General features: G+C 46.8%; 17 protein-coding genes. 13 read left to right on the forward strand and 4 right to left on the reverse strand.

Annotated elements, in window-relative coordinates:
- From rsmB to Q0882_RS12670, 10 genes are all read left to right on the forward strand, one after another.
- The gene (gene rsmB, locus Q0882_RS12625) at positions 1 to 1,299 is read left to right on the forward strand and encodes a 16S rRNA (cytosine(967)-C(5))-methyltransferase RsmB (protein ID WP_299182270.1); all 1,299 of its coding nucleotides are present in this window, start codon (positions 1 to 3) and stop codon (positions 1,297 to 1,299) included.
- A 54-nt stretch (positions 1,300 to 1,353) separates the two neighbouring features.
- Positions 1,354 to 2,730, forward strand: coding sequence for a Trk system potassium transporter TrkA (gene trkA, locus Q0882_RS12630; protein ID WP_299182273.1), 1,377 nt, complete (start codon positions 1,354 to 1,356; stop codon positions 2,728 to 2,730).
- Positions 2,731 to 2,745: 15 nt separating this feature from the next.
- Positions 2,746 to 4,194 carry a TrkH family potassium uptake protein gene (locus Q0882_RS12635; protein WP_299182276.1) on the forward strand — a complete coding sequence of 483 codons (1,449 nt, stop codon included), beginning with the start codon at positions 2,746 to 2,748 and terminating at the stop codon, positions 4,192 to 4,194.
- A 43-nt stretch (positions 4,195 to 4,237) separates the two neighbouring features.
- Positions 4,238 to 4,684, forward strand: a complete 447-nt coding sequence (locus Q0882_RS12640; RefSeq protein ID WP_299182279.1) for a YtoQ family protein — start codon at positions 4,238 to 4,240, stop codon at positions 4,682 to 4,684.
- 190 nt (positions 4,685 to 4,874) lie between these two features.
- Positions 4,875 to 5,834: a glycine--tRNA ligase subunit alpha gene (glyQ, locus tag Q0882_RS12645; RefSeq protein ID WP_299182282.1), complete on the forward strand. Its 960-nt coding sequence runs from the start codon at positions 4,875 to 4,877 to the stop codon at positions 5,832 to 5,834.
- A complete protein-coding gene (glyS, locus tag Q0882_RS12650) occupies positions 5,834 to 7,882 on the forward strand; it encodes a glycine--tRNA ligase subunit beta (RefSeq protein ID WP_299182285.1) in 2,049 nt (682 codons plus the stop codon). The genes glyQ and glyS overlap by 1 nt, the downstream gene beginning before the upstream one ends.
- 1,190 nt (positions 7,883 to 9,072) lie before the next feature.
- Positions 9,073 to 9,627: a D-glycero-beta-D-manno-heptose 1,7-bisphosphate 7-phosphatase gene (gmhB, locus tag Q0882_RS12655; RefSeq protein WP_299182288.1), complete on the forward strand. Its 555-nt coding sequence runs from the start codon at positions 9,073 to 9,075 to the stop codon at positions 9,625 to 9,627.
- 327 nt (positions 9,628 to 9,954) lie between these two features.
- A complete protein-coding gene (locus tag Q0882_RS12660; protein ID WP_299182291.1) occupies positions 9,955 to 10,416 on the forward strand; it encodes a cytochrome c in 462 nt (153 codons plus the stop codon).
- A 72-nt stretch (positions 10,417 to 10,488) separates the two neighbouring features.
- Complete coding sequence (locus Q0882_RS12665; protein WP_299182296.1) at positions 10,489 to 11,181, forward strand: cytochrome b/b6 domain-containing protein; 693 nt, start codon at positions 10,489 to 10,491, stop codon at positions 11,179 to 11,181.
- A 237-nt stretch (positions 11,182 to 11,418) separates the two neighbouring features.
- A complete protein-coding gene (locus Q0882_RS12670) occupies positions 11,419 to 12,045 on the forward strand; it encodes a class I SAM-dependent methyltransferase (protein ID WP_299182299.1) in 627 nt (208 codons plus the stop codon).
- Between the two features lie 281 nt (positions 12,046 to 12,326).
- Here Q0882_RS12670 and gyrB read toward each other — a convergent pair whose 3' ends face one another.
- The 4 genes from gyrB to dnaA all read right to left on the reverse strand — a co-directional run bounded on the left by gyrB (position 12,327) and on the right by dnaA (position 18,713).
- A complete protein-coding gene (gyrB, locus tag Q0882_RS12675; protein ID WP_299182301.1) occupies positions 12,327 to 14,750 on the reverse strand; it encodes a DNA topoisomerase (ATP-hydrolyzing) subunit B in 2,424 nt (807 codons plus the stop codon).
- A gap of 21 nt (positions 14,751 to 14,771) precedes the next feature.
- Positions 14,772 to 15,863, reverse strand: coding sequence for a DNA replication/repair protein RecF (gene recF / locus Q0882_RS12680; RefSeq protein WP_299182303.1), 1,092 nt, complete (start codon positions 15,861 to 15,863; stop codon positions 14,772 to 14,774).
- Between the two features lie 67 nt (positions 15,864 to 15,930).
- A complete protein-coding gene (dnaN, locus tag Q0882_RS12685; protein ID WP_299182306.1) occupies positions 15,931 to 17,034 on the reverse strand; it encodes a DNA polymerase III subunit beta in 1,104 nt (367 codons plus the stop codon).
- Positions 17,035 to 17,084: 50 nt separating this feature from the next.
- Positions 17,085 to 18,713 (reverse strand): chromosomal replication initiator protein DnaA, encoded by a 1,629-nt coding sequence (dnaA, locus tag Q0882_RS12690; protein ID WP_299182309.1) that lies wholly within the window; start codon positions 18,711 to 18,713, stop codon positions 17,085 to 17,087.
- Between the two features lie 645 nt (positions 18,714 to 19,358).
- Between dnaA and rpmH the strand changes: the two genes are divergently transcribed.
- Genes rpmH through yidC form a run of 3 tightly spaced genes read left to right on the forward strand, consistent with a single transcriptional unit; the run spans position 19,359 to position 21,558 of the window.
- Positions 19,359 to 19,493, forward strand: a complete 135-nt coding sequence (gene rpmH, locus Q0882_RS12695; RefSeq protein WP_007021587.1) for a 50S ribosomal protein L34 — start codon at positions 19,359 to 19,361, stop codon at positions 19,491 to 19,493.
- Positions 19,494 to 19,522: 29 nt separating this feature from the next.
- Entirely contained in the window at positions 19,523 to 19,888 is a 366-nt protein-coding gene (gene rnpA, locus Q0882_RS12700; protein WP_299182312.1) for a ribonuclease P protein component, read from the forward strand.
- A gap of 20 nt (positions 19,889 to 19,908) precedes the next feature.
- A complete protein-coding gene (yidC, locus tag Q0882_RS12705) occupies positions 19,909 to 21,558 on the forward strand; it encodes a membrane protein insertase YidC (protein WP_299182314.1) in 1,650 nt (549 codons plus the stop codon).
- The last annotated feature ends 38 nt before the right edge of the window (positions 21,559 to 21,596 follow it).

Raw genomic sequence — 21,596 nt, forward strand, 5'->3', positions numbered from 1 at the left:
ATGACAACCAATGTTCGCGTACTTGCCGCACAGGTATTAACCCCTTTACTTAAAAATAAAGGCTCACTCAATACGCACTTTGCGGCTGTCGAGCGTCGCTGCCCTGAGAAAGACCGCGGCTTACTACGCGAACTTTGCTACGGCACGATGCGCTATCACCCTCAGCTGAACTGTATTATCAAGCTGTTGCAAAACCGGCCGTTTAAGTTTCGAGATATCGATATTAAAGCGATTGCACTCATCGGTTTGTATCAACTGCAACACACCCGCATACCCGAACATGCTGCCATCAATGAGTGTGTTGAAGCCTGCAAAGAGATTGATAAAGCCTGGGCTGGTAGGGTGATCAATGCCCTGCTGCGCCGCTTTCAACGTGAACAGGATATTCTCGAAACAGAGCTGGCTGAGAATGAATCCTACCGTTATAACCATCCAGACTGGATGATCGCTAAGCTAAAAAATAACTGGCCTCAACACTGGCAACAGATACTTGAAGCTAACAACACACAAGCACCGCTGACACTTCGTATTAATAAGCGCGCCACTGACAGAGCAAGCTACTTAAAACAGCTGCTGCCTATAATCGGAGCCACAGAAACCGAACACAGCTCAGTAGGCATTCGCCTGGATGGCTCTTTAAATGTAGAAAGCCTTCCCGGATATGACGTAGGTGCATTCAGTGTTCAGGATGAAGCTGCACAGCTCGCTACCGAACTTCTTAATCTCCAACCGGGCTTCCGTGTTCTTGATGCCTGTGCTGCTCCGGGTGGCAAGCTGTCTCACATTCTTGAATCCCAAGCCAATCTGAACACTGTTGACGCGATCGAGCTGGAAGGGAAGCGCGCAACCCGTATCAACGAAAATCTGAAACGACTGCGGCTCAAAGCCAATGTTCTGATCGCAGACGCTTCAACACAGGAATGGTGGGACGGTAAACACTATGACCGTATTCTGCTGGATGCCCCCTGTTCCGCCACCGGCGTTATCCGTAAAAACCCGGATATAAAGTACCTGCGGAAAGGAGAGGATATTCATACCATTTCGCAACTTCAGTTTGCTATTTTAAGCAACTGCTGGCCCATGCTAAAACCTGGAGGCCAGCTACTGTATGCAACCTGCTCGATCTTTCCACAGGAAAACGAACGTCTGGTAAAACGTTTTATAGCTGAAACAGATGATGTAACCCATCTGCCGATCAAAGCAGGATGGGGTATTGAAAGAGAAGTTGGCCGCCAACTATTCCCACAAGTGGGTGGTCATGATGGTTTCTATTATGCACTGCTGGAAAAAACAGAGTAAGCTCATAGCGATAGGCTTTACTTTAAGCATCCAAGCAGCAGTAAAAGGCTGATCATGAAGATCATTATTCTTGGTGCCGGACAGGTTGGCGGCACACTGGCTGAAAACCTGGCAAGCGAAGACAACGACATTACCGTCGTCGACACAGACACAGGTCGATTACGAGAACTTCAGGACCGACTCGATATTCGTACGATCGAGGGCAAAGCATCCTATCCATCGGTACTTGATCAGGCCGGTGCCCAGGATGCCGATATGCTGATTGCGGTAACCAACTCCGATGAAGTCAATATGATTGCCTGTCATGTTGGTCAGACCCTCTTCAACACTCCGACCAAGATTGCCCGTGTTCGCGAGCATGATTATCTCAACAAGAACCAGAAGATCTTTGGCGAGAAGGGCATTCCTATCGATGTACGTATCAGTCCTGAGCTTCTGGTAACCAAGCATATTAAACGTCTGATTCAACACCCCGGCGCACTTCAAGTGCTTGATTTCGCCGATGCCAAGGCTCAACTGGTTGCTGTAAAAGCGTATTACGGTGGCCCACTCGTAGGCCGTGAGATCTCCTACCTACGTGCCCATATGCCTTCGGTAGATACCCGTGTAGCGGCTATCTTCAGAAGCGGTAGCCCAATCATCCCGAAAGGGGATACCGTGATCGAGGCGGATGATGAGGTATTTTTCATTGCGGCCCGCAAAGATATCCGTGCGGTGATGAGCGAACTTCGCCGTCTGGATCACCCTTATAAACGTATCATTATCGCTGGCGGCGGTAATATTGGTGCACGCCTGGCAGAGTCCATTGAAGATCACTGTCAGGTTAAGATCATCGAACGCGATATACGTCGCTGTAACCATCTTGCCCGCAACCTCGACAACACCATTGTGCTACAGGGCAGCGCATCAGATCGCGAGCTACTGATTGAAGAGAACATCGAAGACACAGACGTGTTCTGTGCGCTGACCAATGATGACGAGGCCAATATCATGGCCTCTATGCTGGCGAAACGACAGGGCGCTCGTACTGTGATGACCCTGATTAACAACCCCGCCTATGTTGATCTGGTTCAGGGCGGTGCGATCGATATCGCGATATCACCTCAACAAACTACCATTGGCGCACTGCTGACACATGTTCGCCGTGGTGATGTTGTCGCGGTTCACTCTCTGCGGCGTGGAGCTGCAGAAGCACTGGAAGCGGTCGCGCATGGCGACAAATCCTCATCAAAGGTGGTTGGACGTACTATTGAGGAGATTAATCTCCCACCAGGTACAACAATCGGTGCGATTGTTCGTAATGATGAGGTACTCATCGCTCACGATGATGTCGTGGTCGAGAGCGGGGACCATGTAATTCTGTTTCTGGTTGATAAGCGACGTATCAATGAAGTTGAGCGTCTGTTCCAGGTTGGCCTGACATTTTTCTAAGCGGAATCAGCGTAGATGCATTACAAAGTTATCCTTCGTATTCTGGGCATACTGCTGATGATCTTCAGCATCTCAATGTTGCCTCCGCTGGCTATCTCCTATCTGTATAACGATGGCGCTGAACTTGCATTCATCTCAGGGTTTCTCATCACCCTGATGACCGGTTTTTTTATCTGGATACCGGTCTACCGTGTTCGACAAGATTTGCGTACTCGTGATGGCTTCCTGATCACTGTTCTCTTCTGGTCGGTGCTGGGGTTGTTTGGTGCATTTCCGTTTATGCTAACAGAAAGTCCCCACCTCACATTTATCGACGCTCTTTTTGAATCACTCTCAGGTCTCACGACGACGGGAGCGACGGTCATTACCGGAATCGACGCTCTACCTAAATCCATTCTCTTTTACCGCCAGGAGCTACAGTGGCTCGGAGGCATGGGTATTATCGTTCTGGCTGTTGCTATCCTGCCCATGCTGGGAATCGGTGGGATGCAGCTCTACCGCGCGGAAACACCAGGCCCGGTTAAAGATTCGAAACTCACACCCCGTATTACAGAAACGGCAAAAGCCCTCTGGTATATCTACCTCTCACTCACCCTAACCTGTGCAGCGGGGTACTGGCTTGCAGGCATGGATGTTTTCGACGCTATCAGTCATAGCTTTTCGACGGTTGCTATCGGCGGATTTTCAACTCATGACGCCAGTATCGGCTACTTTGATTCTGTTGCGATTGAGCTGATCTGCATCTTTTTTATGACAATCTCAGCAGTCAATTTTGGTTTGCATTTTTTTGCCTGGCGTCAGCATACGCTTATGCATTACCTCAAGGATCCGGAGTTTAAGTTTTACCTATCCACCCTGGCGGGCATCACTCTGATTGCACTGGTCGCTCTGATTGTCACTAACACCTACACTCCGGGCGAGTCACTACGTAAAGCTGCTTTTATGGTGGTATCCATCGCCACTACGACCGGCTTCGCCACTGCCGATTTTGCCCACTGGCCTGTTATGCTGCCTTTTCTATTGTTCGTTGCCGCATTTGCGGGCGGCTGTGCAGGTTCAACCGGTGGCGGAATGAAGGTTATCCGTGTGTTACTGATCCTCAAACAGGGTTACCGGGAGATCCAACGATTGGTTCACCCCAATGCGATCATACCGGTTAAACTGGGTAAAAAGCCGATCTCAGATAAAGTGCTCGAAGCGGTATGGGGGTTCTTTTCGGTCTACCTGATTGTCTTTGTCATCATGCTGATTGTCTTGTTGGCAACAGGACTCGATCAGGTGACGGCCTGGTCAGCAGTCGGGGCAACCCTTAATAATTTGGGGCCGGGGTTAGGTGATGTTTCAGCACATTACGGCGACTTGAATGAACCCGCTAAATGGGTTCTTTGCTTCGCTATGCTTCTGGGGCGCCTGGAAGTATTTACACTACTGGTTCTGTTTACACCCGCTTTCTGGAAGCGTTAAACAGTTTTAGCTTCTGCCACCAACTGATAAGAAGAGTATAGAGATGCGTTACACCGTTTATCTTTCTGGAGAGATCCACACCGATTGGCGCGACAAGATCAAGAAAGCGATCAATCAGAATGGATTACCCATCGATGTTTTAACCCCTAATACCGATCATGGCTCAAGTGACGGCTGTGCTACTGAGATTCTGGGGCCAGAGGCTTCAAATTTTTGGACAGACCACAAGTCCGCAAAGATGAATACGATGCGCCATATGACAGCGATCAAGAGAGCGGATATTGTGATCGTTCGTTTTGGTGACAAATACCGTCAATGGAATGCAGCATTCGATGCCGGTTTTGCTATTGCCAATGGTAAATCACTCATCGTTGAGCATGCCCCCGAACTGACTCACCCCCTTAAAGAGATCGATGCCTGTGCTCACGCTGTCGCAGAAAATACCGAGCAAGTTATCGAAACCCTGAAGTACCTCTGCCTCGATTATTAAGCACCTCCTTCATGGGCAGAACTCCTTTCTGCCCATTATTTCTACAAAAAAGCCTCTATCACCCCTCAAGCCACCACCGACTGGTCATTTTTTGTTGTATAATTGCCGGCTAATTTTTCGGGCTAATCTGGTGCTGTTTCCGCTAATTTTGGGTGATGATAATGGCACTTTTTGTAAAAGGTGAAACGCTGTGACTGACAAGGCGACCCCAGACGTAAGTACATTTCAGGGGCTGATACTTGCTCTGCAGGAATACTGGGCAGAGCAGGGCTGTGTAATCATACAACCGCTTGACATGGAGGTTGGTGCAGGCACCTTCCATCCTGCAACTTTCCTACGCGCAATTGGACCAGAAACCTGGCGCTCTGCATACGTGCAGCCGAGTCGTCGTCCAACGGATGGCCGTTACGGTGAAAACCCTAACCGTCTGCAGCACTACTACCAGTTCCAGGTTGTTCTTAAGCCATCTCCTGACAACATTCAGGAGCTATACCTAGGCTCTCTTGAGCGTATGGGTATTGATCTTGGCGTTCACGACGTCCGCTTCGTAGAAGACAACTGGGAGTCTCCAACACTAGGTGCTTGGGGTCTTGGTTGGGAAGTATGGCTAAACGGCATGGAAGTAACTCAGTTTACTTACTTCCAACAAGCAGGTGGCCTTGAATGTTACCCAGTGACCGGCGAGATCACTTACGGCCTTGAGCGTATTGCCATGTACCTACAAGGCGTAGACAGCGTTTATGACCTCACATGGGCAGTCAACCCAGACGGCACTAAAGTGACTTACGGTGACGTATTCCACCAGAACGAAGTTGAGCAATCTACTTTCAACTTTGAGCACGCAAACGTTGAAGAGCTATTCAAAACCTTCGACAACTGCGAAGCTGAGTGCAACAAGCTACTAAGCTTGGAAACTCCGCTACCGCTTCCTGCATACGAGCAGGTTCTTAAAGCGTCTCACACGTTCAACCTTTTGGATGCGCGTCACGCGATCTCTGTAACAGAGCGTCAACGCTTTATTCTTCGTGTTCGCACACTAGCCCGTGAAGTCGCACACGCATACTTTAATGCCCGTAAAGAACTAGGTTTCCCACTGGCACCTGAAGCCCTACGCCAAGAAGTTCTGGCTAACTGCGAGGAGAGCAAATAATGGCACAACATGATTTTCTCGTTGAGCTAGGTACCGAAGAGTTACCTCCAAAAGCGCTTAAAACCCTTTCTGATGCTTTCACATCGGGCATCACTGCAGGTTTGAAAGAAGCAGGCGTTAACTTTGGCGATGTAAAAAGCTACGCATCTCCACGCCGCCTGGCTGTTTTGATTAGCGCGCTGGACGACAAACAGGCTGACCGCGAAATCGAAAAACGCGGCCCATCTGTAAAAGCACCTGAAAAAGCGGTAGAAGGCTTCGCTCGATCTTGCGGCGTGACTATCGATCAGCTTGAAAAGATCGATACAAACAAAGGTGAGTACTACAACTTCAAGAACACAGAAGTGGGCAACGCGACATCTTCTCTGCTACCTGGGCTTGTAGAAACATCTCTGAACAAACTCCCTATCCCTAAGCGCATGCGCTGGGGTGCATCTCGCGTTGAATTCGTCCGCCCAGTTCACTGGCTCGTCATGCTATTCGGTGACGAAGTTGTAGATTGTGAAATTCTTGGTCTGACATCGGGTCGTAAGACTCGCGGTCATCGTTTCCACTACAACCAAGAGATCGAATTGATCGCTCCATCTGAGTACGCTGAGCGTCTAGAAAATCCAGGCATGGTAATCGCCGATTACGATGTTCGTAAAGCAATGATCAACGAACAAGTTCAAGCTGAAGGCGTTAAGCTGAATGCTGTCGCTCAGATCGACGAAGACCTGCTTGATGAAGTAACCGCACTTAACGAATGGCCAGTAGCATTAACCGGCCGTTTCGAAGAGAGCTTCCTTGAAGTACCAGCGCAAGCGCTAATCTCTTCAATGAAAGAGCACCAGAAGTACTTCCACCACCTGAATGCTGATGGAAACCTGTTGCCTAACTTTACTACGATCTGCAACATCGTTTCTAAAGATCCTCAGCAGGTAATTGAAGGTAACGAAAAAGTCATTCGTCCACGTTTATCTGACGCTGCGTTCTTCTTCGAAACTGACAAAAAGACCACGCTGGAATCTCGTGTTGAGAAACTCAAAACCATCGTATTCCAGAAAGACCTGGGCACTGTTTACGATAAAGCCGCTCGCATTAGCGCACTATCAGGCAAGATCGCTGCGACCCTAAAACAGGATCAAGCGAAAGCAGAACGCGCTGGTCTACTGTGCAAAACCGACCTTCTTACAGACATGGTTTACGAATTCACCGACCTACAAGGTTTGATGGGTTACCACTATGCGCTGAATGATGGTGAAGACCAGGATGTAGCACTCGCTCAGAATGAGCAATACATGCCTCGCTTTGCTGGCGACGAGCTACCTCAGACAGCACCTGGCATCGCTGTAGCAATCGCTGACCGCCTGGACACCCTAACGGGCCTATTCGGTATCAACCAGCCGCCTACGGGCTCTAAAGACCCATTTGCACTTCGTCGTGCAGCGCTAGGCGTACTTCGCATCATCGTAGAGCGCGAATTAGATCTGGATCTGCGTGAGCTATTAAGCATCGCTGCCAACAACCACAACGATCTCCCAGCACGCGAAGGCCTAGAAGATAAAGTTCTAGACTTCATGCTAGAGCGCTTCCGCGCGTGGTACGAAGATGCAGATATCAATGCCGAAGTATTCCTATCTGTATTGGCGCTAAAACCAAGCCGCCCACTAGACTTCGATCGTCGAGTTAAAGCAGTTAACCACTTCCGCTCCCTAGCCGAAGCCGAAGCACTAGCTGCTGCTAACAAGCGTGTATCTAACATCCTGAGCAAGCAGGGTGTAACAGGTACTACCGACGTTAATAACGAACTGCTAACTGAAGCTGCCGAGAAAGCACTGGCTGCCGAGATCGAAGCTCAAAAAGCTGCGCTAGCGCCACTATTCGCAGAAGGTAAATATCAAGAAGCGCTTGAGTCATTAGCCAGTCTTCGCGCATCAACTGACGCCTTCTTCGAAGACGTCATGGTTATGGCGGATGATGAAGCGGTTAAGAGCAACCGCTTGGCTCTTCTTAGCCAGCTACGCGCATTGTTCTTAGGTGTCGCTGACATCTCTGTGCTTGGCTAACTGCCTCATCTAAACATCTAAAGCCGGCCTTTGTGCCGGTTTTTTTTTGTTTCACGTGAAACATCCTTCAGCGAGAACAGAAAAGCCTCGCGCAAGAAATACGGAGGTAAAGAATGTTTGCAGATGGGAGGTCATGGTCATACCCACTCAATCCAAACTTGAGGCAATAGTTATGCGAGATAAAAGCCTGATGATTGAATATCAAGAGGAGAACGAAAACGAATGAAACCACACCTAACTAATATAGATGCACAGACAACAGACCCTGGTAACTGCACTGAAGGAAGAAAATTTACACGAACAAACTATAGGATTTGATGATCGTGGATATTCAACTCAAGAGCCATCAAGTTAAGAGAACGACCGTGAAGCAAGGAAGAATTACTCCTAACAAACGACGCTATTACTGCTGACTTCAAGAGCGGTAAAACCAGGTAGAGCCACCACCCTAGACCCAGGTGCTGACAATCTCATTGCAGGCCCATTCAGGATCACAGCACTAACAGCAGGAATAAAGGCAGCGTTTAGACGAGACGGCCATTAAACAGAAAAGCAGAGCAGACCTAGAACCACCGAACATAGCTCAGGACGACACAGGCAACTCACAACCGCAGTAAGTACAGGGGCCAGGGCAGGCATCTAAAGCACACAGACCCGAGTACCAACTCCTGGTTTCTCCCAACATCAAGATCACATATATAGATTCGATCCTGCTTGGAACTAGGTGCCTCTGGACTTATGGCCACGACGTGTACGAACACATATTAATTCTCATACCGACCGTCAAATGCACATATAGAAATAGATCCAAATAACCTAGCAATCAACGATACCGTCTGGTTGCAGGGTTCAGAACAGATAAGGGAATCCTAACCGCATGAGGACACGTCTAAATCGGCTTTGCACCTTTACTTCCCTCATGCCAAGCAAGACGATTGCATAGGAGTGATTAGCGGCGACCAACTCCTGAATAGCAATCAAATGACTGGATCCAGCAACATAACGAAGAGAATGCACAAACCATCCGGAACGAACATTAGGCCTTCATAGGGTTAAATTAGCGCAATGTGAATTAGAAATTAGCACTCCTAGTATGAGCAGGAGCTTCCTGTTACATGCCAATCAAGCTCGGCTATTGTGCAGTATTTAGATAGAATACGGTAAAACAGATCTTGCTAATAGGCAGCAATATGAACCAAATTGATCCATATAAATTAATTATTCTAGATCGCGATGGCGTTATCAATCAGGACTCTGACGCATATGTGAAAACACTAGATGAATGGATCCCAATTCCCGGCAGCATCAAAGCAATAGCTGACCTCTACAAAGCAGGCTATACAATCTGTATCGCAACTAATCAATCTGGTTTAGCTAGAGAGTATTTCACGCTAGAAACACTGAACGAAATGCACACGGAACTGATCAATCTAGTAGAGAAAGCTGGAGGTAAAATACACTCCATTGAATTCTGCCCACATGGCCCCGACGATAACTGTGACTGCAGAAAACCACTACCAGGCATGTTTAGAAAAATTGCAGACAAGTTTGAGCTTGATGATCTAACCGGTGCTTATACAGTCGGAGACAGCTTGCGTGACCTTGAAGCCGGCAAACAACTAAACTGTACAACCATCTTAGTCAAAACCGGGAAAGGGCAGCGCACTATATCAAGCGGAAAGTCACTGCCTCATGGAACTCTTATTCATGACGACCTACATAGTTTTGCAGCATCAATTATCTAGGTAACATTACTACCAGCAAACAATGTTTCACGTGAAACCACCTGTCTGCACAGCAAAAACAACACAATCATAGTCGCAATAGCCATCCCCAAAGCCTTTCACTTATCCTCAATCCAGAAAATAATTCTTATGCGCTGGATTGAGGTATTAGCCGAAAAGAGACGTACTATTTAAACCGGCCTGACTAGAGCGCTTGAGCTGACACCAACGACGCTTTACAAATCTTTACGCCATCTCTGACCTACATTAGCTGTTATCAATATAAGGCAGTGATATGATGCGGGAAAGCGAAGTCAACACTGAAGAGCTCAGGGAGAAAAGTTAGCAATGAAGCAACTAGCAAAGATCACACTCTGTACAGCAATGCTGGCGACAGTCACTGCACCAGCCGTCGCAGATGAGGTATTTAAAGATGAGATCAATGCCCGACAGGGGTATTACCAGATCATTAAATATAACTTTGGTATTTTGGGTGCGATGGTAAAAGGCAAGAAAGATTACGATGCTGACATTGCGTCAACCGCAGCAAATAACATCTACAATCTGAGCAAACTAAATAACGGCATGCTCTGGCCAAAGGGATCTGATAACAGTCAACTGGATAACACCAAAGCTAAACCTGGTATTTGGGAAAACTTTGCTGATGTCAAACAGAAGCAAAGTGACTGGCAATTAGCTGTTGAGAAATTAGCAAGTGACGCAGGTAATGATCTCGACTCACTGAAAAAGAGTTTTGGCCCTGTAGGTAAATCCTGTAAGTCCTGTCACGACGATTACAAAGCAAAATAAGCTTAATACCCGATAATACCAAGAAGGCCTCAGAAGAGGCCTCTCTTGGTTCTATTAGAGGCTCTCTCAATCATGGACACAATGATGAAAGTCTGGGATCTTCCAACCCGCTTGTTTCACTGGTCACTGGCAATCCTGTTTATCTTTATGATCATAAGCGGTGAAAGTGATGATCTGATGGAGTGGCATTTCTATACAGGTTACCTGCTAACAGGCTTAATCACTTTCAGACTTATCTGGGGTTTCTTAGGAACAAGGTATGCGCGTTTCAGCGCATTTACCCTCAATCCGATAGCATCTATTAGATACACCAATAAACTGCTGAGAGGTCAGCATAAACCGCTATACGGGCACACCCCAGCCGGAAGCATGATGGTCGTTGTATTGTTATCACTATTGGCGGTCCAATTAAGCACCGGCATGCTATCTACGGACGATATTATCTGGAATGGTCCCTTCTATAACTCTATAAGTGAAAGTAGCGCAGAACTGGCAGGTGAGATCCACGAATCCATTCAGCTACTCCTACAGTTCTTAGTCGGATTACACATCCTGGCAATTATTTTGTATAAGGTTAAATTTAAAGAGTCACTGTTACCTGCGATGCTACATGGTAAGAAACCAAAACATGGTAATACTGAGCATAGCAAAGGGGATAAAGCTGGACTGGACGAAGAACGGGAGTCGACCAGCTTAACCAAATTAATAATGAGTACCATACCTGCAGTAGGATTAACCTACTGGCTATTTACCCTGCCAATCTGAGAGATGGGAGTAAAAAATGTTATTCAGCTCATCAGACAGGGTAGAGGTTTTATTCACCTGAATTCGAATAAGAAAGGTATAAAGCATCAATCGAACCTTCGATTACCAGCCCTTAGCAAGTTAGCTATACACTCATAGCTCTAAAACAATATAGGAATTAAAGTGAAAGCGAGTGAAAAATTAGCGACTTGATATAACGCTATACCCTAATCACAAGCCAACCTACAGCTCAAAACTATGAATAAGTCCGATCAGTTCTGGGACAGGAAAGCGGAAGCTTATGCGAAGAGCGCCATCTCAGATGAAGATTCCTATCAGCGTAAACTAGCTGAAACCCAAAAATACTTCACACCCGAGATGCAAATACTTGAGTTTGGATGTGGGACCGGTGCTACAGCTGTCCAGCATGCACCACACGTCAAGCATATAGATGCGATCGATATATCAGGGAAGATGTTGGAAATAGGGCGTAGTAGGGCAGGTGAAGCTTGTATGAAAAATATCACCTTTAGCCAGAATACCCTTGAAGGATTTCAGGCAGAGGCAGAGAGTATGGATGCTGTACTAGGACTCAATGTAATTCATCTTATTACTGATCGGAAATCAGTTCTGGACGAAGTCGCCCGGATACTCAAACCTGGTGGGATTTTTGTCAGTAGTACCGGTTGCCTAGGTAACTCCTACCTACGATTTATCAAATTTCTCGTCCCGCTGGGCAAACGCCTGGACCTGATGCCGGATATATTTATCCTCTCGGAGGAACAACTGACAGAAGAGATCAGAGCGGCAGGCTTTAAGATAGAAACACAGTGGCACCATGGTATAGATAATGTGGATCTATTTATCATTGCACGGAAGATCTGATCTTCATAACAGGGGTACATAGTTCCTCATATGGGAATACCACCCTTGAACCTTAAGAAGCAATAACTATCCCTTACTCTGAATCCATCAATAGCACAGAAACAACACTAAGACCCTTCACAACAAGATTCATGGAGTTTAACAAACTGTCTATTTTGAGGAGCTGACCGTTAGCAACGCTATATTTTTTATGGAGATAATTAATACCGAAAAAAGCCCCGCTATCGCTAGCAGGGCTTTTTTATTGTAGTTTTCTAGAGTCAGTAAGTACTGACAAACAATTATACGTCTAGGTTTGCAACCTGCAGAGCATTGGATTCAATGAAGTTACGACGTGGTTCAACCTCATCACCCATCAGGGTGGTGAACAGCTGATCTGCTGCAATCGCGTCTTCAATGGTGACCTGGAGCATACGGCGTGACTCAGGATCCATAGTGGTTTCCCAAAGCTGTTCCGGGTTCATCTCACCCAATCCTTTGTATCGCTGAATGTAGTGACCACGACGGGAGAGATCCAGCAACCAATTCAGGCCCTCTTCAAAATCAGTTAGCTCCTTGGTGCGTTCACCACGCTGAAGGTAAGCACCATCTTCCAGAAGACCAGACAGGGTATCAGCCATCTTCGACATCTCAGTGTATTCACGTGAAGCGAAGAACTCATCGTTCAGAATGTAATCATGCGCAACGCCGTGCTGCAACATCACCACTTTAGCAACGAAATTGCTGTGTTCTTTATCTTCTTCTACCAGGCACTGATAGCTGATCGCTTTGTCTGAGTAACCAGCAAGGGCATCGTCAAACTGATCACACCAATCTGCAACAGCAGACTGATCCGTCATGTTGTCACGTGGGAACGCAGCTGTATCCAGCAAGGACTTCAGCATCGCATAAGGATAGACACGAGACATACGATTGATTGTGCGAATGACTGCACGATACTGGTAAACCAGCTCCTGTAGTTTCTCACCACCAATACCTGGTGCATCAGCATTAACATGGAGCGTTGTACCATCTAACGCGCCTTGCAATAGGTATGAATCCAGCGCTTCATCATCCTTGAGATACTGTTCCTGTTTGCCTTTCTTGATCTTATACAGCGGCGGCTGAGCAATATAAACATAGCCGCGCTCAATCAATTCAGGCATCTGACGGAAAAAGAAAGTCAGTAGCAGGGTTCGGATGTGCGATCCATCTACGTCGGCATCTGTCATGATGATGATGTGGTGATAACGCAGTTTATCCGGGTTGTACTCTTCACGACCGATACCACAACCCAAGGCTGTGATCAGAGTACCCACCTCTGCAGAGCTAAGCATCTTATCGAAGCGGGCTTTCTCAACGTTGAGTATCTTACCTTTAAGCGGCAGGATAGCCTGTGTCTTACGCGCACGACCCTGTTTTGCAGAACCACCAGCAGAGTCACCCTCCACCAGGTAGATTTCAGAAAGAGCGGGGTCTTTCTCTTGGCAGTCAGCCAGCTTACCTGGCAGACCTGCAATATCCAGTGCACCTTTACGACGAGTCATTTCACGTGCTTTACGCGCAGCTTCACGAGCACGCGCGGCATCAATCATCTTAGAGACGACAGATTTAGCTTCCTGAGGGTTCTCCTGAAGATAGTCTGACAGACGTTCCCCCATAGTCTGCTCAACGGCAGATTTAACCTCTGAGGAAACTAGCTTATCTTTAGTCTGCGAGGAGAACTTCGGATCAGGGACTTTAACAGAGATAATGGCGGTCAGACCTTCACGGCTGTCATCACCAGTCGTACTGATCTTGCCACCTTTATTCAGGCCTTCATTCTCAATATAGGAATTAAGAGAACGGGTTAATGCTGCACGAAAACCAGAAAGGTGGGTACCACCATCACGTTGTGGAATGTTGTTGGTAAAGGAGTGAATGCTCTCCTGATAGCTATCATTCCATTGCATCGCAACTTCAACAGCAACGCCACTCTCATGATCGGCAGTGAAGTGGAATATTTTATTAACTGTTGTCTTGTTGGTATTAAGATACTCAACAAAAGCACTCAGACCACCTTCATATTCGAATACTTCTTCAACGGCTGTACGCTCATCTTTAAGAACGATACGCACACCAGAGTTTAGAAACGAAAGTTCACGCAGGCGTTTAGCCAAAATATCGAACTTAAAGGAGACATTGGTAAAGGTGTCTTCGGATGGCCAGAAACGAACCATGGTGCCACTAGATTCTGTTTCACCTACAACCGCAAGTGGCGCTTCAGGTTCACCGTGGTGATAAATTTGTTCATGCACCCGACCATTACGGCGAATCGTCATCTTCAATTTAACCGAGAGGGCGTTCACAACTGATACACCTACTCCGTGAAGACCACCGGAAACCTTATAACTATTATCATCAAACTTACCGCCTGCGTGCAGAACAGTCATGATCACTTCTGCGGCAGAAACCCCCTCTTCAGGGTGGATATCCGTCGGAATTCCACGACCATTATCCGAAACTGTAATACTCTCATCAGGATGGATAATCACTTTGATTTCACTACAGTGTCCGGCCAGCGCTTCATCGATGGAGTTATCCACGACCTCGAACACCATGTGATGAAGACCGGTACCATCGTCGGTGTCACCAATATACATGCCCGGGCGCTTCCTGACCGCATCAAGGCCTTTTAGTACCTTAATACTTGAGGAATCATAATCTTGATTATCTTCGCCGCTCATCCAACTCTCCTAACTCTTTCGTTACATTGGCGATACAATGTCACCATCTGTGATACGAAAAGTCGCTAATTCCGTTTGCGGATGCCAGAACGCGTTTAGCGAACTGTCATCAACACAGGTTATAAAACACTGGTTAGAACTTTGCTCTAACACTTTACAAAACTGTTCGCCGTGCACGCTATCGAGCTCTGAGGGTAAGTCATCGATCAGATAGATACAGGGCCGGCCGTTCATCCTCTGAAACAACGCTCCCTGAGCAAGCTTCAAAGCACTAACGACTAACTTCTTCTGCCCCCGGGATAAACGTTCAGCTGCATTATGACCGTCAACTTTGAGCCTAATATCAGCGCGTTGGGGGCCGCTCCCAGTGAAACCCTGGCGTAGATCACGTTCAAAGTTGCTCGCAAGAACCTCATCGAGGGGACGCTTTTTATCCCAGCCATAACTAAACCCCAATTGAATATCCATCTCCCCTAAAAGTTGCGAAACAACCGTCTCAAACTCTGGTTTTAGTAGTTTTAGATATTCAATTCTAAGGCGGTTTAATTGCTCAGAAAATGCGATAAATTCACAATCCCAAACCTGGCGTAAACTATTGTCAATCTTACCACATTTCAACAAAGTATTACGCTGTTTTAATACCCGCCTGAAGCCTCTCCAGAGGCGTATGAAAGCTTTGTCTGCATGAAAAACACCCCAATCAAGAAACTGTCGTCTGACGGCAGGAGATCCTTCCAGCAAAAGGAACGTATCAGAATTTATCACCTGGAGAGGAATAAGCTCAGCGAGGGTAGAAAGGTCAATATCGGCTCCTTCAAAACGGATCCGGGCCTCCCCTTCAACAGGGCGCTGAACACCGAGTGACTGTTTCAATCCCTGTGCCATTGGATCTATAGAGGCAAACACGACGGCTGCACACTCGCCGTTTTGAACAAGGTGTCTTGCTTTATTTGTACGGAACGACCGTGTCAGACCGAGCACATTAATCGCTTCCAGAATACTGGTTTTTCCACTGCCATTTTCACCACAGATGATATTGATCGCAGGAGACGCTGTGAGTGTGACCTCACTGAGATTACGAAGGTGCTGGATTTGAAGTTTAGATATGGACATCAGGTGCAGATACAAAACGGGGGCTTCCAGACAACTCTAAAAGCCCCCGTGAATGTTTAGGTACAGATCACATACGCATTGGCATGACAACGTAAAGACTTCCTTCCTCATCAAACCCTTCAACCAGAGCACTGGAGTTTGAATCAGACAACGTTAGTCGTACAACGTCTGAATTGAGTATAGAGAGGCAATCCAACAGATAGTTAACATTAAAGCCAACTTCTAAGGTATCACCTTCATAATCAACAGCCAGAGTTTCTTCCGCTTCTTCCTGCTCAGGGTTATTTGCCATTACCTGAAGATAGCCATTAGTCAAGGAAAGGCGAACACCACGATATTTCTCATTGGATAAAATTGCGATTCGGCTTAATACCTGTCGCAACTCCATACGATCACTCAGAAGAATCTTATCACCATTCTTCGGAATAACGCGCTCATAATCCGGGAATTTGCCGTCGACCAGTTTGGAGGTGAAAGTGAAATCTCCAACATGGGCACGGATATGGCTTGCACCGATTACCAAACGTAACTCTTCATCACCATTTTGAAGAAGTCGCGCAAGCTCCAGAATGCCCTTACGCGGTACAATGATCTGGTGTTGCATTCCCTCTTGAGCTTCAACATTGGTAACACTGGTCGCCAGACGGTGACCATCTGTAGAAACGGAACGCAGCTGGCCGTTAGCAATCTCAAGCAGCATACCGTTCAGGTAGTAACGTACATCCTGCTGCGCCATAGAGAAACCTGTTTTATCAATCAGGTTACGCAGTTGGTGCTGAAGCATCGACAGCTCCAGTGTTTCCGGACTGTCTTCCACATTGGGAAACTCTGCCGCTGGCAGGGTAGAAAGAGTGAAGCGGCTTCGACCGGCTTTAATCACCATCTTCTGGCCTGTCAGGGTCAGCTCAATACGAGCTGAATCTGGCAATGATTTACAGATATCCATCAACTTACGAGCTGGCACTGTAACAGAGCCCGCTTCAGCTGGCTCATCCAGTGTCACACGCCCGACCAATTCGACCTCAAGGTCAGTACCGGTCATCGACAGTTGATCCCCTTCAGCGACCAACAAAATGTTGGATAGCACTGGCAATGTCTGGCGGCGTTCGACCACACCGGCAACCAACTGCAACGGTTTGATCAACGCTTCACGTGAGATGACAAATTTCATCGTTTCCCCACCTACCTTTTATATGGCCGGTCCAGTGATGGCCGGATTGATTACGCCGTCAGATGGCGTAGTAAATTCTTATAATCTTCTCTGATATCCGTATCACTTTCACGTAGCTCCTTAATCTTACGGCAAGCATGGAGCACGGTTGTGTGATCGCGACCACCGAATGCGTTACCAATTTCCGGCAAGCTATGGTTGGTCAGTTCCTTCGACAGACTCATCGCAACCTGACGAGGTCTGGCTACAGAACGACTGCGTCGTTTTGACAGCAGATCAGAAACCTTAATCTTATAATAATCAGCTACAACTCTTTGAATATTATCAATACTAACCTGTTTATCCTGCAAAGCCAGCAGGTCTTTCAGAGATTCTTTAATAAATGGAGTTGTAATCGCGCTACCCGTGAAATGTGCATTGGCAATAACACGTTTTAATGCCCCTTCAAGTTCACGCACATTGGAGCGAATTTTTTGAGCCAGGAAGAATGCAGCATCATCAGGTAGTCTGACGCGCGCTTCATCGGCTTTCTTCATCAGGATCGCAACACGGGTTTCCAGCTCAGGAGGCTCAATCGCAACGGTCAGGCCCCAACCAAAGCGTGACTTAAGGCGCTCCTCAACCCCATTAATCTCTTTCGGGTAGCGGTCACTCGTCAGAATCATCTGCTGACCGCCCTCAAGCAGAGCATTAAATGTATGAAAAAACTCTTCCTGTGAACGCTCTTTACCAGCGAAGAACTGGATATCATCAATTAAAAGTGCATCAACTGAGCGGTAATAGCGTTTAAAGTCGTTAATCGCATTAAGCTGCAGCGCTTTAACCATGTCCGCCACAAAGCGCTCAGAATGCAGATAAACAATCTTTGCATTCGGATTACGCTTTAGCATTTCGTTACCCACCGCATGCATCAAGTGGGTTTTACCTAAACCTACGCCGCCATATATAAAGAGGGGGTTATAGGATACGCCAGGGTTATCTCCCACCTGACGAGCCGCAGCCAACGCCAACTGGTTCGACTTACCCTGAACAAATGAATCAAAGGTAAAGGATTGATTCAGATTAGACTGATGGTGTTTCAACCCACCCTCTACATTAACCATCCGCTCAACAGGCTCAGGCATAGGTGCAGAGGGGGGAGCAGGCGGAATGTCAGACGCTGGAATATGCATCGGCATCTGAATTTGCGAGGGAACAGCAGGTTCAGGAGCTACCGGCTGGAAACTGTCCTCACGTAAATTATCAGAAACAGAGGACACCGCATGAGAGTGAACAGGTGTCGATGATGTCAATGCAGCAGCAACGGGTGCCGATTCAACAGACGCACGCTCCGCTGTGAAAGCCGGCGGGGCAGGGCGTGGTGAGCTTACCGGCGCAGGGGCCTGACGCCGTGGATAATTCGGGTTATGACGAGGCCGAGGAGGTACACCACGATTATTTGCAACCTCTAATTGTACTTCTGTTGAGATATCACCGGTAACGTCACAAACAACCTGTCGTATACGGGAGAGAAACTTATCATTAACCCAGTCACGAACAAAACGATTAGGCGCCACCAGAATTAACTGTTCAGCACTTTCCGGAGCCACCTGAAGTGGTCTAATCCAGGTATTGTATTGCTGAGCCGGAAACTCATCCTGAAGGCTGTGTAAACAACGCGCCCAAAGTTCCGTCGACATAGAGGAGAGGCCCTTCTCTTATCCTGTTGTGATTGTTATAGGTTATGTACTCTGAAGAAGTAAGAAAGAACTGCTTAAAAATATAGTTCAGAGTAGTAGAACGATTCTAACGACTTCCCGCCCACTTATCCACAAAGAATTACGTTTTTTTTTATCTCATTTCACAACAATAAAATTTAATAGAACCCTTATTTCATGCGGCATTGAAACAAAGTTACACACCATATTTAAGCAGCAAAAGCACAGCTAACTCACTTCTTATCCCTAAAGTTATTCAAGGCTGGGTAACGTATATTCACTGGGAAAAGAAGAGTTATCCACAGAATTAACAGAGTTAATAACATTTTCCTTCATCAATGACGTCACTCCTATACATCAGGTCTATGCTCCATGATGAAATTGCCCGATAATCAGTTTCGGAAATAGATCGGTATACTCTGAATTCTTCAGGTAACCTATTAGGTAGCTATACAACCTTCTTAGACCGTAAGTAGAAGGTTGAAAAACCGAGAAAGATGAAAAAACCGTAATTATTCGTAAAAATAGATTGAACCCCGCCTGCAAATTCAATAGAATTCGCCCTCTATTTTTTCGCGTGGTTTATAACTACGTATTCATTTAACAACGCGTTGGCAGGATTGACCGATGAAAAGAACATTTCAACCAAGCGTATTAAAGCGTAAGCGCACACACGGCTTCCGTGCCCGCATGGCTACTAAAGCTGGCCGTCAGGTAATTAACCGTCGTCGCGCTAAAGGCCGTAAGCGCCTGTCTGCTTAATGACTGGCAAAACGGTCTGGTTTATTTGAATGACCGAATTCAGATTCCCCCGCCAGTTACGTCTGCTAACTGGCAGGGACTTTCAAAGTGTGTTTGACGACGTACAGCTGAAAGTACCAGACCAGCCAATCCTCATTCTCTCCCGTCCGAATGATCTAGGCCAGCCCCGGCTAGGATTTGTAATTTCCAAAAAAAATATCCGTAAGGCGGTGAAACGTAACCGCGTTCGGCGTATCATTCGCGAATCCTTTCGTCTGAATCAACATAATTTACCTGCTGTGGACATGATCATCCTCGCTCGACAGGGTCTGGGTGAACTGGAAAATGAAGAGATCCACAAGCTGATGAAGAAATGCTGGTCCCGACTGAAAAATAAATCAAAAAAGTTAAAGTAAACCAGATTGGTCCTTAACCCATGGATGTACAGCGTATTATTCTCATTGGTGCACTCTGCTTAATCAGCTACTTGCTAGTGCTGCAATGGAACCAAGACTACGGTCAACAACCTGAAGCTCAACAAGCAACTACCTCAGTATCCGCCTATCAAAGTCAGCCAGCTGCATCGGATCTTCCCGAAGCAGAGGTTTCTAAACAAGCGGCTGATATTCCAGGTGCTACAGCTCAGGCAACCACCGAAACCACATTGGTTAGTATCAAAACAGATGTTCTTAATGTCTTAATCGATACTAAGGGCGGCGATATCATCGAGGTATCTCTACCTGAATATAAAGCACTACTTGGTTCTGATCTTCCATTTGTTCTTCTGGAACAGACCGTTAATCGTACCTATGTATCTCAGAGCGGTCTGGTCGGGAAAAATGGTCCGGATGCGAGTCCTAAAGGTCGTCCAACCTACTCTGTATCTCAAAGCGAATATGTGTTGGGTGAACAGGATAAAATCTCTGTTGATCTTGTTTACACTGATGAGAAAGGGGTTCAGATAACCAAACGTTATACATTTAGTGCTGGTTCCTATGAGGTCGGTCTGGATTTCATCGTCAACAACCAGTCTGAAGCTCGCTGGTCTGCAAACCTGTTTGGTCAGTTGAAACGTGATCGTAGTGAAGATCCAACCTCCTCAACTGATATGGGTATGCAGTCATACCTCGGCCCTGTGTTTTCTACTGTTGAAAACAACTACGAAAAATATGATTTTGATGACATCGATGACTCTCAGTTTAAGAAAACCAGCCAGGATGGTTGGGTTGCGATGTCTCAACACTATTTCCTGAGTGCCTGGATCCCTGAGAAAGGTGCCGAGTATAACTATCAGACACGTAAGCTTAATGGCAATTACATTGCCGGTTTCCTATCTCCTGAACTTACTGTTTTACCGGGTGAAAGCAATACAGTGAGCGCTAACTTCTATGCGGGTCCTAAAGATCAGGACATCATGGAACAGGCGGATGAAAACCTGAAGCTCACTGTCGATTATGGTGTTCTCTGGTGGATCGCTTCTCCGCTATATATGCTTCTGAAATGGATCTACGGCCTGGTAGGTAACTGGGGCCTGGCTATTATCGGCATTACAATTATTGTCAAAGCGGCTCTGTTCCAGCTGAATGCTAAAGCATTCAAATCGATGGCGAAGATGCGCAAATTCGGTCCGGAGATGACACGACTGAAAGAGCTCTACGGTGATGATCGTCAAAAGATGTCACAAGAGATGATGAAGCTCTATCAGAAAGAGAAGATCAATCCCCTAGGTGGCTGTCTTCCAATTGTTGCTCAGATGCCTATTTTCATCGCACTTTATTGGGTGCTGATGGAATCCGTTGATCTGCGCCATGCCGAGTTCCTTTACCTGGCAGATCTCTCTGTTAAAGATCCATACTTCATCCTGCCAATCATCATGGGCGTGAGTATGTTTATCCAGCAGATGCTGAACCCGACACCTCCAGATCCGATGCAGGCGAAGATCATGAAGATGCTACCAATCATGTTCACATTCTTCTTCCTGTGGTTCCCTGCAGGTCTGACACTGTACTGGGTTGTGAATAACATTCTTTCAATCGCCCAGCAGTATGTGATCAATAAGCAGATTGAAAACGGTACCGATAAGTAACCGTTATGATCGAAAAAAGCCGCTGCAGATGTAGCGGC

Origin of the sequence: uncultured Neptuniibacter sp. (genome assembly GCF_947498015.1) — a bacterium.
GTDB lineage: Bacteria > Pseudomonadota > Gammaproteobacteria > Pseudomonadales > Balneatricaceae > Neptuniibacter.

What these genes read in the sequence shown, in the direction of transcription:
- rsmB (WP_299182270.1), top strand. Translation starts at nt 1, where the DNA reads ATGACAACCAATGTTCGCGTACTTGCCGCACAGGTATTAACCCCTTTA.
- trkA (WP_299182273.1), top strand. Translation starts at nt 1,354, where the DNA reads ATGAAGATCATTATTCTTGGTGCCGGACAGGTTGGCGGCACACTGGCT.
- Q0882_RS12635 (WP_299182276.1), top strand. Translation starts at nt 2,746, where the DNA reads ATGCATTACAAAGTTATCCTTCGTATTCTGGGCATACTGCTGATGATC.
- Q0882_RS12640 (WP_299182279.1), top strand. Translation starts at nt 4,238, where the DNA reads ATGCGTTACACCGTTTATCTTTCTGGAGAGATCCACACCGATTGGCGC.
- glyS (WP_299182285.1), top strand. Translation starts at nt 5,834, where the DNA reads ATGGCACAACATGATTTTCTCGTTGAGCTAGGTACCGAAGAGTTACCT.
- gmhB (WP_299182288.1), top strand. Translation starts at nt 9,073, where the DNA reads ATGAACCAAATTGATCCATATAAATTAATTATTCTAGATCGCGATGGC.
- Q0882_RS12660 (WP_299182291.1), top strand. Translation starts at nt 9,955, where the DNA reads ATGAAGCAACTAGCAAAGATCACACTCTGTACAGCAATGCTGGCGACA.
- Q0882_RS12665 (WP_299182296.1), top strand. Translation starts at nt 10,489, where the DNA reads ATGGACACAATGATGAAAGTCTGGGATCTTCCAACCCGCTTGTTTCAC.
- Q0882_RS12670 (WP_299182299.1), top strand. Translation starts at nt 11,419, where the DNA reads ATGAATAAGTCCGATCAGTTCTGGGACAGGAAAGCGGAAGCTTATGCG.
- gyrB (WP_299182301.1), bottom strand. Translation starts at nt 14,750, where the DNA reads ATGAGCGGCGAAGATAATCAAGATTATGATTCCTCAAGTATTAAGGTA.
- recF (WP_299182303.1), bottom strand. Translation starts at nt 15,863, where the DNA reads ATGTCCATATCTAAACTTCAAATCCAGCACCTTCGTAATCTCAGTGAG.
- dnaN (WP_299182306.1), bottom strand. Translation starts at nt 17,034, where the DNA reads ATGAAATTTGTCATCTCACGTGAAGCGTTGATCAAACCGTTGCAGTTG.
- dnaA (WP_299182309.1), bottom strand. Translation starts at nt 18,713, where the DNA reads ATGTCGACGGAACTTTGGGCGCGTTGTTTACACAGCCTTCAGGATGAG.
- rpmH (WP_007021587.1), top strand. Translation starts at nt 19,359, where the DNA reads ATGAAAAGAACATTTCAACCAAGCGTATTAAAGCGTAAGCGCACACAC.
- rnpA (WP_299182312.1), top strand. Translation starts at nt 19,523, where the DNA reads ATGACCGAATTCAGATTCCCCCGCCAGTTACGTCTGCTAACTGGCAGG.
- yidC (WP_299182314.1), top strand. Translation starts at nt 19,909, where the DNA reads ATGGATGTACAGCGTATTATTCTCATTGGTGCACTCTGCTTAATCAGC.